This window comes from Actinomycetes bacterium, assembly GCA_035489715.1.
In the GTDB taxonomy this organism is placed as follows: Bacteria; Actinomycetota; Actinomycetes; order JACCUZ01; family JACCUZ01; genus DATHAP01.
Genome location: DATHAP010000116.1, coordinates 1 through 12,771 on the forward strand (window position 1 = coordinate 1; position 12,771 = coordinate 12,771).

Consider the following 12,771-nt stretch of genomic DNA (forward strand, 5'->3'; position numbering starts at 1 on the left):
ACGAGGGACATCAAGCGCGGCGCGCCGGCAGTCCACGGCCGCCGAGGCACTGTGTGGCCGGGGGACGATCTTCCGCTTCCGTGTTGACGAACCGGTCGGAACCAGCAGAGGCGCCGTTTCGCTCGGAGACGTTTCCGCGGAGACCTCCACCCGCCCAGAGGGGTCGCTGCAGAGCGAACAGATCCGGCTACTACGGAGCTTTCGAGCAGTCTCAGCCGACCCGGAAGCAGAACGGGTGGCCAGCGGCGCTTGGCCCGGTGAGCGGGGACCAACGCCCCCACCGGCGTGTGATCCCCTGGCGGGCACGAACCTGTGGCTGCGATGAGTTTCGGTCGTGCCGAATGTCTATAAGGACATGCCTCAAGATGCAGTCATCCTCAGCGGAATCTCGACCGTGGCGATCGCCGTCGCCGATCAGGACGCCACAGTTCGGCTGTTCGAACAACTTGGCTTCGAGAAGCGGTTCGACGCGGACGTCAACGTTGGGTTTCGCTGGATCGACATGGCCGCGCCTGACGGCGAAACCAGGCTGAGTGTGATCGCCACGACGGATCAGCTGCCCACCGGCATCGACACCGGGATCCGGTTCGTCACGCCCGATGCTCGTGCGGCCCATGCCAGCCTGGCCGCCCTCGGACTGAAGGTCGGTGATCTCTTGGACTGGCCGACGGCGCCGTTGATGTTCGAGTTCTGGGATCTGGACGGCAACACGATGTACGTGGCAGAGCCTGACTAAGTCGCTGGGTAGGTGCCGTACCATCACCCGAGCGGTGGCTGAGACAACCGGATGGAATCGGCAATGTCGAGCCGTGCACCATGATCGAGTGAGGGCCTTACGCCCTGGGCGGTCGCGCCCATCGGGCGCCGTTTGCCAGATCGCTTGGAGCAGTGGTGGGCCTGACGAGTCGCCTGGCGAGTCGCGAGGACATGCCAGTCCTTGTGCCGCTGATCGAGGCAGCCATCGACCGACTACAGCAGGGCTTTCTCGACGAGGCGCAGATCAATTCGAGCCACGCGATCATGGGTATCGACACCCAGTTGATCGACGACGGGACGTATTTCGTGGTGGAGCTTGACGGAAGGGTCGTTGGTTGCGGCGGATGGAGCCGCCGCGCCACGCTGTATGGGGGCGACCATTCCGGCGGGAGGGACGCCGCATTACTCGACCCGTCGCACGACCCCGCCAAGGTCCGGGCGATGTATACCCATCCGGAGTTCGCGCGTCGGGGGGTCGGTCGCCTGATCCTCGATCTTTGCGATGCCGCAGCGGCTGCCGCAGGGTTCACGAAGCTGGAACTCATGTCCACGCTCTCCGGGCAGCCGCTGTACGAAGCGGCAGGGTTCGTGCCGGTAGAGCACGTCGACGATCCCGCCGCAGGCACGCCGGTGCCACTCATTCGGATGCGCAGGACGATCGCCGGCCGCAACGCCGTTTGACTATGCGAGTGCCCAAAGGCGCGGCTTGCGTCGGCCGCGCGCAGGTGCCGCTACTCGCACCCGTCAGTAGCCGACTGGAACCGCCCAGCCCATCTTCGTGATCGTGCGGAATCAGACGTCAGGAGAGCCTGAGCCCGTTCAATGTGACGCAGCCCCGCCAACCGGTATGGGGTGCCAGCCTGCTGCCGCGCTCAGGGGACAGTGAGCCGCTGGAGGGCGGCCCAGTCCTCGGGACCGGTCCGGCCGTAGTGCCACAGGCTGGCGCCGGCCGCGCCGCCGTCGCCGGCCGCCGCGACGAAGGCGCTCGTCTCCCGCCCGGACAGCGCACCGGCCTCCCCGCCGATCAGGTGGATCGGCAGGTCGCCGAGCTCAGCCCGGAGCAGCGCGACGTTGGTCGCCGTGTAGTCGTAGGTCGCCGCCGCACCCGAGACGCGGTAGGTCGAGTAGCTCATCGGCAGCACGGCGTCGTAGAACCGGCCGACGATGCCGTAGGGGAAGTCCGGCCAGAACCGCTTGATGATCTGCATTCCTCGTGGTGACGGGACGATGGCGCCCAGCGGGTAGTCCGGGCCGACCGACGCTCGCAGCCGACGGCTCAGCCGGCGCAGGTTGTCGTCGCGCAGGTCGCCGCTCGGTGTCGTCGCGGACGGCTCGATGTCCAGCGCGAAACCGTCGAACGTCTGGCCTCGCGACGTACGGAAGCCGATCGCCGCCATCGCGCGGTCGTGCTCGCGCGCCACCCGCCGGAGTGGCGGCAGGTACCACGCGACCACCGTCATCCCGCGGGCGTGCGCCGCGTGCAGGAACGCGGCCATCCGGGACGGCCGGTAGAGGTCGGTGCGCGCCGGGGTCGTGGTGCTGGCGGTCTGCAGGTAGAGCGTGCGTACGCCGCGCTCGTGCATCAGCCGGACGTGCCGCCACGGGTGGTCCCACACCGCGTCGCCGGCGAACACCGACACCCAGGTGCCTGACCCGACGTACGGCGTCGGGGCCGCGATTGCCGACCTCGACGGTGGTGTGGCGACGGCGGGGCCGGAGGCGCCGGCCATGATCCCGACTGCGACACAGGCGGCCAGCGCTGCCGACGCCCGGCGGGCTGCTCGCATGCCGGCCACCTCCGCTGCTACGGCGCCGAGGTCCGCCACTCGATCACCGGGCAGCGGTCCTGCACCATGTCCAGCCCGGCGGCCCTGACCCGCGCCGCCGCGGCGTCGTCCCTGACGTCGAGCTGGAACCATACGGCGCGCGCGCCGATAGCGACGGCCTGATCGGCGATGTCACCGGCGAGCGAGGAGTTGACGAACACGTCGACGACGTCGACCGCGAACGGGATGTCGGCCAGCGTGGCGTAGGCGGCCTCGCCGTGGACGTCCTGGGCCATGGGATGCACCGGGACGATCCGCTTGTCCTTGTCCTGCAGGAAGCTCGCGACGCGGTAGGCCGCGCGGGCCGGGTTGTCGCGCAGCCCGACGACCGCCCAGGTCTGCATGCCGAGGACCCGCGTGACGACGGAGTTCACGGCCGGCCGAGCGAGCCGTAGGTCCAGCCGGCGGCCCGCCACCGCGCCGGGTCCAGGGCGTTGCGGGCGTCGATGATGCGCTTCTGGGCCACGACACCCTCGAGCGCCGTCGGGTCCATGTCGCGGAACTCCTGCCACTCGGTGAGGTGCAGCACCAGGTCGGCCCCGTCGCAGGCCTCCGTCGCGGACCGGGCGTAGCCGAGCGTCGGGAAGAGCAGCCGGGCGTTGTCCATGCCGCGCGGGTCGTACACGGTCACCTGCGCGCCCTGCAGCTGGATCTGGCCGGCCACGTTCAGGGCAGGCGAGTCGCGCACGTCGTCGGAGTCGGGTTTGAAGGAGGCGCCGAGCACCGCCACCCGGGTGCCGAGGAACGAGCCGCCGCACATCGCCCGGGCCCGGTCGACCACGTGGCCCCGCCGGCGCATGTTGATGGCGTCGACCTCGCGCAGGAACGACAGCGCCTGGTCGACGCCGAGCTCGCCGGCGCGCGCCATGAAGGCGCGGATGTCCTTGGGCAGGCAGCCGCCACCGAAGCCGAGCCCGGCGTTGAGGAACTTGCGGCCGATGCGCTCGTCGTGGCCGATCGCGTCGGCGAGGACGGTCACGTCGGCGCCGGTCGCCTCGCACAGCTCGGCCATGGCGTTGATGAACGAGATCTTGGTGGCGAGGAAGGCGTTGGCCGAGACCTTGACCAGCTCGGCGGTGGCGTAGTCGGTGACGATGAACGGTGTGCCCCCACCGATCGCCGTCGCGTAGACCTCGCGCAGCAGCTGCTCCGCCCGGTCGCTGGTGACGCCGACCACCAGCCGGTCCGGCCGCAGGGTGTCCTGGACGGCGAACCCCTCGCGGAGGAACTCCGGGTTCCACGCCAGCTCGGCCCGCTCGCCGGCCGGTGCCAGGGCGGTCAGCCGGTCGCGCAGCCGCGCGGCGGTGCCCACGGGCACGGTCGACTTGCCGACCACGAGGCACGGCCGGTCCAGGTGGGGGGCCAGCCCGTCCACGACACCGTCGACGTAGCGCAGGTCCGCGGCGTACTCGCCCTTGCGCTGAGGCGTGCCCACGCAGAGGAAGTGCACGTCCCCGACGGCCGCCACCTCCTCGTACGACGTGGTGAAGCGCAGTCGCCCCGACCTGAGGTTCTGCTGCAGCAGATCCTCGAGACCGGGCTCGTAGAACGGCGTCCGGCCGTCGGCCAGCATCGCGATCTTCGCCTCGTCCACGTCCATGGCGAGCACCTCGAAGCCGAGCTCGGCCATGGAGGCGGCGTGGGTCGCACCGAGGTAGCCGGTGCCGAGGACGGTGAGGCACAGGGTCATGACGGAGGAGGCTATCGCCGCCGTAACCTCGACCTGTGAGCGACTTCGACCTGTACCGCCTGTCCGACGAGCACCTGATGCTGCGCGAGGCGGTCCGAGCGGTCTGCGACGACAAGATCGCCCCGCTCGCCGCCGAGGTGGACGAGAGCGGGGAGTTCCCCCAGGCGTCCTACGACGCGCTGCGCAAGGCCGACTTCCACGCGGTCCACATCCCGGAGGAGTACGGCGGCGCCGGTGCCGACGCGCTCGCGACCTGCATCGTGATCGAGGAGGTGGCTCGGGCCTGCGCCTCCACGTCGCTGATCCCGGCGGTCAACAAGCTGGGCACGATGCCGCTGCTGCTCTCCGCCTCGGAGGACCTCCTCAAGCGCTACCTGCCGGCGGTCGCGAGCGGCGAGGCGATGTTCTCGTACGCCCTCAGCGAGCCCGAGGCGGGCAGCGACGCGGTGGCCATGCGCACGACCGCGACCCGCGACGGCGACAGCTACGTGCTCAACGGCGCGAAGCGCTGGATCACCAACGCCGGCATCTCGGAGTACTACACCGTGATGGTGGTGACCGACCCGGACGCCGGGGCAAACGGCATCTCGGCCTTCGTCGTCGAGAAGTCCGACGAGGGCTTCACATTCGGTGCCCCCGAGAAGAAGCTCGGCATCAAGGGGTCGCCGACCCGGGAGCTCTACTTCGACGACTGCCGCATCCCTGCGGACCGCCTGGTCGGTGCCGAGGGCACCGGCTTCAAGACGGCCCTTCGGGCGCTGGACCACACCCGGGTCACCATCGCCGCCCAGGCCGTCGGCATCGCGTCCGGGGCGCTGGCGCACGCGACGGAGTACGTCAAGGGGCGCAAGCAGTTCGGCAAGGCGATCGCCGAGTTCCAGGGCATCCAGTTCATGCTCGCCGACATGGCGATGAAGCTCGAGGCGGCCCGGCAGATGACGTACGTTGCGGCGGGCAAGTCCCAGCGTGGCGACAGCGACGTGACGTTCTTCGGCGCCGCGGCGAAGTGCTTCGCCAGCGACACCGCGATGGAGGTCACCACCGACGCGGTGCAGCTGCTCGGCGGCTACGGCTACGTCAAGGACTACCCGGTCGAGCGGATGATGCGCGACGCCAAGATCACCCAGATCTACGAGGGCACCAACCAGATCCAGCGCCTGGTGATGGCCCGCCAGCTGCTGCGCTGAGCCCGTCAGTCGACGGGTCAGTTGGCGTCGAGGGAGCGGAACAGCTCGAGGGCCCGCTCCCGGTCCCAGCGGACGCTGGACCCGACCGACGTCGTGTAGTTGGGATCGGCCACCGGCACGGTGATCCGCCGCCCGTCGCCACCCGCTACCTTCCGCATGGTCAGCGCGAACTGCACCAGCGACCACGGCCCGTCGCCCTCGTCGATCGTCAGCGCCGTCGTCGACGCGTTGCCCAGCGCCACCCACCGGAACGGGTTGAGCAGCACCGCGGGGCCGGTCGCCTCGTCGAAGACCGCCCCGAGGAACTCCTGCTGGCGCTCGACCCGGCCCAGGTCCCCCTTGGGGTCGAAGTAGCGGGCCCGGACGTAGGCCAGCGCGGTGGGCCCGTCCATCTCCTGACAGCCCTTCTGCACGTCCAGGCCGCTCTTGCGGTCCTTGATCCGCCGCTCGGGGCAGAGCTCGACCCCGCCGACCGCGTCGGTCATGCCGACGAAGCCACCGAAGCCGACCTCGGCGTAGTGGTCGATGCGGACGCCGGTGACCGTCTCGACGGTCTGGACGAGCAGCTGCGGACCGCCCAGCGCGTAGGCCGCGTTGAGCTTGTTGCGCCCCTGGCCGGGGATCGGCACGTACGAGTCGCGGGGCAGGCTGACCAGCGTCGGCTTCCCGCTCGCGGGCTTGTGCAGCAGGATGATCGTGTCGGTGCGCCGGCCCTCGACCTTGCCCAGGCGGAGGTCCTTGATCTCCTGGTCCGAGAGGCCCTCGCGGCTGTCCGACCCGACGATCAGCCAGTTGGTGCCGGAGGCCGGCTCTGGGCGCCCGTCGTAGTCGGTGATCGCCTCGACCTTGTCGATGCGCGAGTAGAAGTAGATGAACAGCACGACCAGCAGGACCACCAGGCCGGCCAGCACGAGCAGCGCGGTGCGCAGCCAGCGCCGGGACCCGCCGCCTCGCGCCGGCCGCTCCCGAGGTGCCCGCTCCCGAGGCGGCGGCTGGGCCTCGCGGCGAGGCGCGGCCGGCTCGAGCCGCTGCGTCGTGGCGCCGCGGGCCGAGCCCGCGGTCGGCCGCGCCGGGCGGACGGTCCCGGCCGGGGGCAGGATCTCGGTCGCGTCGCTGTCGCCGGCCGAGCGTCGGCCGCCGCCGACCGACCGACCGCCGTCGCGCGACCAGCCCTCGGGCCAGTCCTTCGGTCCGCTCACGGTGGACGACCGTACCCTTGCCGCCTGTGAACGAACGGAACCCGGCGGCCGGGCGACCGACCAGCGCGGCGCGCGGCCGTCTCAGCCGGATCATGACCGTGCTCGACACCAACCTGCTGGGGACGGTGCACGGTGGCGTCGTCATGAAGCTGGTCGACGACGTGGCCGGCGTCGTCGCGCAGCGGCACTCGGGCGGCGCGGCGGTGACCGCCTCGATGGACGAGATGGCCTTCCTGGAGCCGGTGCGGGTCGGCGACCTGGTGCACGCCGAGGGCCAGGTCAACTGGACCGGCACCACGTCGATGGAGGTCGGCGTGCGGGTGCTCGCCGAGCCGTGGGACCGGGCCGGCGTCGAGCCGGTGCGGGTCGCAACGGCGTACCTCGTCTTCGTGGCGGTCGACGACCAGGGCGCCCCGCGCGCGGTGCCGCCGGTGCTGCCCGAGACCGACGAGGACCGACGGCGGGTCGGTGAGGCTGAGATCCGGCGCACCCACCGGCTGGCCCGCCGGGCCGCGATCCTCGCCTCCCGCGGCCAGCCCGGCTGACCGGACCTCGATGCGGCTGGGTCAGGTGCAGGTGTCGGCCGAGGCGGTACGCGGCGTGCCGGCGCCGGAGGACGCCGCGGCGGCCGCGGCCGGGGCGGCCACCCGGACGGCCCGGGTGCCGGCGTACGACCGGCCGACGACCACCTGCAGGGTCCGCCCCAGGCCGGGCACCGACACCAGCCGCGCACCCGGCACCGCGGCGGCCACTGTCTTGATGCTCTCGGTGTAGCGCGAGTCGTAGCGGACCGTCGTCCGCGCGACTCCGGTGCGCCGGTAGTCCCGCGCCGGACCCGCCACGGCGAAGCCGCGGCCGGTCAGCTCGGCGGACACCTGGGTCCCGAGGCCGGGCGTCCCGAGGCCGTTGTAGACCTGCACGCTGACCTGCGAGGGCGGGACGGTCGGCCGGTCCTTGCGGGGCAGCCGCTCGTGGGCGACCGCGCGGTCCTCGCGCATCGACGCGAAGAGCTCGCCGGCCGCCGCGTCGTCCCACAGCGCGACCGACTCGCCGGCAGGGGACCGGAACGACGGGTTGGCGACCGGGACGGTCTGGAACCGGATGTCGTCGCCCGAGACGTGGCGCAGCCGGGTGCCCAGCTCGACCAGCTCGGACTCGGTGAGACCGGGGTCGGCCCGGACCGCCGACATCGCGGCGTCGAGGAAGCGGACCAGCGACCGCGGGTCGAGCAGCACCTCGCTGCTCATCGCCCGGTGCGCCATCGCGGCGAGGAAGCGCTGCTGGCGCTCCACCCGGCCGAGGTCTGCGCGCGCGTCCACGCTGCGGGCCCGGACGTAGGCCAGCCCGGTCCCGCCGTCGACGTGCGTGGTGCCCTTGTGCAGCCGCAGACCGGCCTTGCGGTCGCGCATCCGCACCGGCGTGCAGACGTCGACGCCGCCCACCGCGTCGACCAGCCGCACGAAGCCGAGGAAGTCGACCTCCAGGTAGTGGTCGACCCGGACGCCGGTGGTGCGCTCGACCGTCGCGACGGTGAGCGGCGGGCCTCCGTAGGCGTAGGAGGCGTTGAGCTTGCCCCTGTGCTCCCGCACCGCCGACCCGTCGGAGCCGGTGTGCGCCGGGATCGTGACGTAGGAGTCGCGCGGCAGGCTGACGACGCGCACCGTGCCGTGTCGCCCGGAGACGTGCACCAGCAGCATCGTGTCGGCCCGGCGGCCGGCGGCGGTCGCGGCGTTGCCCACGTGCAGCCGGCGCATGGCCTCGTCGGACATGCCGGTACGTCCGTCGGAACCCACCAGCAGGAACGTCGTGGAGCCGGCCGCGCTGGTGGCCGGTCGGTCGGTCAGCCCCTCGAAGGCGTCGACCCGCTCCATCGAGCCGGCCGACCACGAGATCAGGGCGTAGCCCGAGCCGGCGACGACGAGCACGATGGCCGACGCGGCGGCTGCGGCGACGAGGGCCAGCCGGCGGGACCAGCGGCCGAACGAGGGCGACACGGGGATCGAGGCTAGGGCGGCTGGCCGCCGGACCCCGGCAGGCTCGCCGCTACCGTGGGCGCCTGTGTCCGACCTCTCAGCCAGCCCGGGCGTCTCCGTCGTGATGCCGGTGCTCGACGAGGAGGAGCACCTGCGCTCCGCCGTCGCGACCGTGCTCGGCCAGGACTACGAGGGCGACCTGGAGGTGGTGCTGGCTCTCGGACCCTCCCGTGACCGCACCGACCAGGTCGCCCGGGACCTTGCCGCCGACGACCACCGGGTACGGCTGGTGAGCAACCCCACCGGGGCCACCGGCGCCGGGCTCAACCGCGCGCTCGGGGTGGCCCGGCACGACGTCGTCGTGCGGCTGGACGGGCACGCGCTGGTGCCCGCCGACTACGTGCGGGTGGCCGTCGAGACCCTGCAGCGCACCGGCGCGGACAACGTCGGGGGCCTGATGGCGGCCGAGGGGGTCACCGACTTCCAGCGTGCCGTCGCCGCCGCCATGACCAGCCCGATCGGCGTCGGACAGGCCGCGTTCCACACCGGCGGCGAGGAGGGACCGGCATCGACGGTCTACCTCGGCGCCTTCCGCCGCCAGGTGCTCGACCGGCTCGGCGGCTACGACGAGACCTTCCTGCGAGCCCAGGACTGGGAGCTCAACCACCGCATCCGCGAGGGCGGTGGCCTGGTGTGGTTCACGCCTCGGATGTCGGTGACCTACCGGCCGCGCTCCACGCTGCGTGCCCTGGCCCGGCAGTACCGCGACTACGGACGCTGGCGGCGGGTCGTCATGCGCGAGCACCCGGGCACGGCCAACGCGCGCTACCTGGCACCGCCGGTCGCGCTGGTCGCGGTCACCGCGGGGACCGTCGTGGGGCTGGTCGGCCGGCGGCCGGCCCTGCTGGCACCCGGCGGCTACGTCGTGGGCGTGCTGGCCGGGTCGGCCGTCGCGGGTCGGGGCCTGCCGCCGCGCGCGCGTGCCTGGCTGCCACTCGTGCTCGCGACCATGCACGGCGCCTGGGGCTTCGGCTTCCTGTCCAGCCCACGAGGCCTGCGCAGCGGGCCGCCGGGCGGCCAGAGCGGGCGCGATAGCGTCCCCGGGTCCCCACGCGCGCTTCCCGACCAAGGAGATCCTCGATGACCGGCACGTCGATGATCGGCATGGTGCTGGCGGCCGGCGCCGGACGACGGCTGCGGCCCTACACCGACACCCTGCCCAAGGCGCTGGTGCCGGTCGACGGCGAGACCACCATCCTCGACATCGGGCTGCGCAACCTGGCCGCGGTCGGGCTCACCGACGTCACGGTGGTCGTCGGCTACCGGGCGGAGGCGGTCGAGTCGCGTCGGGCGGAGCTCGAGGAGCGCCACGGCGTGCGGCTCACGCTGGTGCACAACGACAAGGCCGAGGAGTGGAACAACTGCTACTCGCTCTGGCTGGCACGCGAGCACTTCGCCCGGGGTGCCCTGCTCGTCAACGGCGACACCGTGCACCCGGTCGACGTCGAGCGCACCCTGCTCGCGGCGGCCGAGGAGCCGGGCAGCGCCGGGATCCTCCTGGCACTGGACCGGGCCAAGGTCCTCGACGAGGAGGAGATGAAGGTCACCCTCGACGACCGCGGGCTGATGCGGCGGATCACCAAGCTGATGTCGCCGTCGGAGGCTCACGGCGAGTACATCGGCGCCACCCTGATCAAGCCCGACGCGGCCGAGGCCCTCGCGGCGGCGCTGAAGGAGACCTGGGAGCGCGACCCGGACCTCTACTACGAGGACGGCTACCAGACGCTGGTCGACTCGGGCGGCGACGTGGGGGTCGCGCCGATCGGTGACCTGCCGTGGGTCGAGGTCGACAACCACGACGACCTCGCCAAGGCGCGGGAGATCGCGTGCCGCTACTAGCCCGGATGCTGCTGAGCCCCCTCTTCATCGACATCCGGGCCGGCGCCGTGACCGGTCTCGGGGAGCTGCTCTCCGACCGGCGCATCTCCTCCGAGGGTCACGTCGCGGTGGCGGTCGGCCCCGGCCAGGGCGAGCAGCTGGTGGGGCAGATCGGCCCGGCGCTGGACAACGCCGACATCTTCGCGGTCAGCGGCGGGAGCCTCGACGCCGCGGGCGAGCTGCAGGCCCGCCTGCGCGGCAAGCACTACGACGCGCTGGTCGGCATCGGCGGCGGGCGCACCCTCGACGTCGCGAAGTACGCCGCCACCCGCTCGGCCCTGCCCATGGTGTCGGTGGCGACCAACCTGGCGCACGACGGCATCGCGTCGCCGGTCAGCTCGCTGCTGCACGAGGGCGGCAAGGGGTCCTTCGGCGTCAGCCTGCCCATCGCGGTGGTGGTCGACCTCGACTTCGTCCGTACGTCGCCGCCGCGCATGGTGCGATCGGGGATCGGCGACGTTGTCAGCAACCTGTCGGCGCTCGACGACTGGCGGCTGGCCCACGACGAGCGCGGCGAGCCGCTCGACGGCCTGGCCGACACCTTCGCCCGGACGGCGGCCGACGCGATCCTGCACCGCACCGACGGCATCGACTCGGACTGGTTCCTCACCGCCCTCGCCGAGTCGCTGGTGCTGTCCGGGATGGCCATGGCGGCCGCCGGCTCCAGCCGGCCCTGCAGCGGCGCCGACCACGAGATCCTGCACGCGGTCGATGTGCTCTTCCCGGGAGCCGGCAACCACGGCGAGCTGGCCGGTGTCGGCGCCCTCTACACCTTCTACCTCCGCGGCGACGAGCGCTCGGCCACCCTGGTCGACGACTGCCTCCGCCGGCACGAGCTGCCTCGGGTGCCGGCGGACCTCGGTCTCTCCGCGGAGCAGTTCACCGAGGCGGTGCTGCTGGCGCCCTCGACCCGGCCGGACCGCTACACGATCCTCGAGCACCTCGACCTCGACCCGCCGGCCACCCGGGCCAGGGTGGACGAGTTCGTGGCGACGTACGGCGACTGAGGGCGACTGCGAGCGGCTCAGGACGGCTCGACCCCGCGGTCACGCCGCAGCCGCGCGCAAGGTGGCGTGATGTCCCGGTGATAGCGTTCCCCGGTCCTTCGGTGAGCGTCACCGGTGCGCATCTGGTTGGAGAGCAGTGGTTGCCCTGGTCGAGCCGACGACTCGTCTGGGCACCCTGTGGCAGAGCCGCCGCATCCTGCAGCTGCTGATCTCGCGCGACCTCAAGGTCAAGTACGCGTCGTCGGTCCTCGGCTACGTCTGGACCATCCTCGACCCGCTGATGATGGCCTTCGTCTACTGGTTCGTCTTCTCCGTGCTGATGGAGCGCACCATCGGCGAGGCCCCCTACATCGTCTTCCTGCTGTGCGCGATGCTGCCGTGGCAGTGGACCAACGGGGTGGTGCGCGGCTCGATGCGGGCCCTGTCCAAGGACGCCAAGCTGGTCCGGTCGACCAGCCTGCCGCGCGAGATCTGGGTCCTGCGCACGGTCGGGTCGAAGTTCGTCGAGTTCCTCTTCGCCATCCCGGTGCTCGCCGTCTTCGCCGTCTTCACCGGGGCGCAGCTGCACTGGCAGGTCGTCTACTTCCCGCTCGCCGCCGGCATCCAGGCCGTGCTGCTGACCGGCGCGGGGCTCGCGCTCGCGCCGCTCGCCACGCTCTACGGCGACGTCCCGCGGCTGATGCGCATCGTGCTGCGGCTGCTCTTCTACTTCTCGCCGATCCTCTACGGGATCAACGACATCGCGACCCGTTTCGACAAGGATGTGCTGGGCGTCCCGATCGCCGACATCTACGCGTTCGTCAACCCGCTCGCCGGGATCTTCGACCTCTACCGCATGGCCTTCTTCCCCGACCAGTGGGTGGGCTGGTCGGCCGTGCTGTTCAGCGCCGTCTTCGCCGTGGTGCTGCTGCTCATCGGCATCCGGGTGTTCCGGCGCTTCGAGGGCCTCGTGCTCAAGGAGATCTGAGTGAGCCCCGTCATCGAGGCCGAGGGGCTCGGCATCAGCTTCCGGCGCAACCGTGCGCGCAACCAGCGGCTGCGCGACGTCGTCCGCGGCCGCACCAAGTCGCGCAAGGGCGAGTTCTGGGCGCTGCGCGACATCAGCTTCCAGGTCGGTGCGGGGGAGGCCGTGGGGCTGGTCGGCGGCAACGGTCAGGGCAAGAGCACCCTGCTCAAGCTGATCGCCGGGGTGCTG

The 12,771-nt window shown here is 71.9% G+C and carries 14 protein-coding genes; 9 read left to right on the forward strand and 5 right to left on the reverse strand.

All coding sequences use genetic code 11. The annotated features are described in order from the left end of the window. Positions 1 to 334: 334 nt before the first annotated feature. Complete coding sequence (locus tag VK640_08990) at positions 335 to 736, forward strand: VOC family protein (GenBank protein HTE73321.1); 402 nt, start codon at positions 335 to 337, stop codon at positions 734 to 736. Between the two features lie 191 nt (positions 737 to 927). Beyond that, the gene (locus VK640_08995; GenBank protein ID HTE73322.1) at positions 928 to 1,437 is read left to right on the forward strand and encodes a GNAT family N-acetyltransferase; all 510 of its coding nucleotides are present in this window, start codon (positions 928 to 930) and stop codon (positions 1,435 to 1,437) included. Between the two features lie 191 nt (positions 1,438 to 1,628). Here the strand turns inward: VK640_08995 and VK640_09000 are convergent, their stop codons facing one another. The 3 genes from VK640_09000 to VK640_09010 are packed head-to-tail and all read right to left on the reverse strand — an operon-like array spanning position 1,629 to position 4,272. Beyond that, complete coding sequence (locus VK640_09000) at positions 1,629 to 2,543, reverse strand: hypothetical protein (protein ID HTE73323.1); 915 nt, start codon at positions 2,541 to 2,543, stop codon at positions 1,629 to 1,631. 17 nt (positions 2,544 to 2,560) lie between these two features. Then, complete coding sequence (locus VK640_09005) at positions 2,561 to 2,926, reverse strand: CoA-binding protein (protein ID HTE73324.1); 366 nt, start codon at positions 2,924 to 2,926, stop codon at positions 2,561 to 2,563. A gap of 26 nt (positions 2,927 to 2,952) precedes the next feature. Next, positions 2,953 to 4,272, reverse strand: coding sequence for a UDP-glucose/GDP-mannose dehydrogenase family protein (locus VK640_09010; GenBank protein ID HTE73325.1), 1,320 nt, complete (start codon positions 4,270 to 4,272; stop codon positions 2,953 to 2,955). A 35-nt stretch (positions 4,273 to 4,307) separates the two neighbouring features. Between VK640_09010 and VK640_09015 the strand changes: the two genes are divergently transcribed. Then, on the forward strand, positions 4,308 to 5,459 hold the full coding sequence (locus VK640_09015; GenBank protein HTE73326.1) for an acyl-CoA dehydrogenase family protein: 1,152 nt from the start codon (positions 4,308 to 4,310) through the stop codon (positions 5,457 to 5,459). Between the two features lie 17 nt (positions 5,460 to 5,476). Here the strand turns inward: VK640_09015 and VK640_09020 are convergent, their stop codons facing one another. Continuing rightward, complete coding sequence (locus VK640_09020; GenBank protein HTE73327.1) at positions 5,477 to 6,658, reverse strand: LCP family protein; 1,182 nt, start codon at positions 6,656 to 6,658, stop codon at positions 5,477 to 5,479. A 92-nt stretch (positions 6,659 to 6,750) separates the two neighbouring features. Here VK640_09020 and VK640_09025 point away from each other — a divergent pair, with 92 nt between their 5' ends. After that, a complete protein-coding gene (locus VK640_09025) occupies positions 6,751 to 7,203 on the forward strand; it encodes an acyl-CoA thioesterase (GenBank protein ID HTE73328.1) in 453 nt (150 codons plus the stop codon). A 21-nt stretch (positions 7,204 to 7,224) separates the two neighbouring features. Here the strand turns inward: VK640_09025 and VK640_09030 are convergent, their stop codons facing one another. Beyond that, complete coding sequence (locus VK640_09030; GenBank protein HTE73329.1) at positions 7,225 to 8,652, reverse strand: LCP family protein; 1,428 nt, start codon at positions 8,650 to 8,652, stop codon at positions 7,225 to 7,227. A 64-nt stretch (positions 8,653 to 8,716) separates the two neighbouring features. Here VK640_09030 and VK640_09035 point away from each other — a divergent pair, with 64 nt between their 5' ends. The 5 genes from VK640_09035 to VK640_09055 all read left to right on the forward strand — a co-directional run. After that, positions 8,717 to 9,775 carry a glycosyltransferase family 2 protein gene (locus tag VK640_09035; GenBank protein HTE73330.1) on the forward strand — a complete coding sequence of 353 codons (1,059 nt, stop codon included), beginning with the start codon at positions 8,717 to 8,719 and terminating at the stop codon, positions 9,773 to 9,775. Positions 9,776 to 9,786: 11 nt separating this feature from the next. Beyond that, the gene (locus VK640_09040; protein HTE73331.1) at positions 9,787 to 10,530 is read left to right on the forward strand and encodes a phosphocholine cytidylyltransferase family protein; all 744 of its coding nucleotides are present in this window, start codon (positions 9,787 to 9,789) and stop codon (positions 10,528 to 10,530) included. Then, complete coding sequence (locus VK640_09045; protein ID HTE73332.1) at positions 10,518 to 11,576, forward strand: iron-containing alcohol dehydrogenase family protein; 1,059 nt, start codon at positions 10,518 to 10,520, stop codon at positions 11,574 to 11,576. The genes VK640_09040 and VK640_09045 overlap by 13 nt, the downstream gene beginning before the upstream one ends. A 136-nt stretch (positions 11,577 to 11,712) precedes the next feature. Further along, positions 11,713 to 12,543 (forward strand): ABC transporter permease, encoded by an 831-nt coding sequence (locus VK640_09050; GenBank protein HTE73333.1) that lies wholly within the window; start codon positions 11,713 to 11,715, stop codon positions 12,541 to 12,543. Continuing rightward, positions 12,544 to 12,771: ATP-binding cassette domain-containing protein (locus VK640_09055; protein HTE73334.1), on the forward strand; the 228-nt coding region annotated here is incomplete at its 3' end.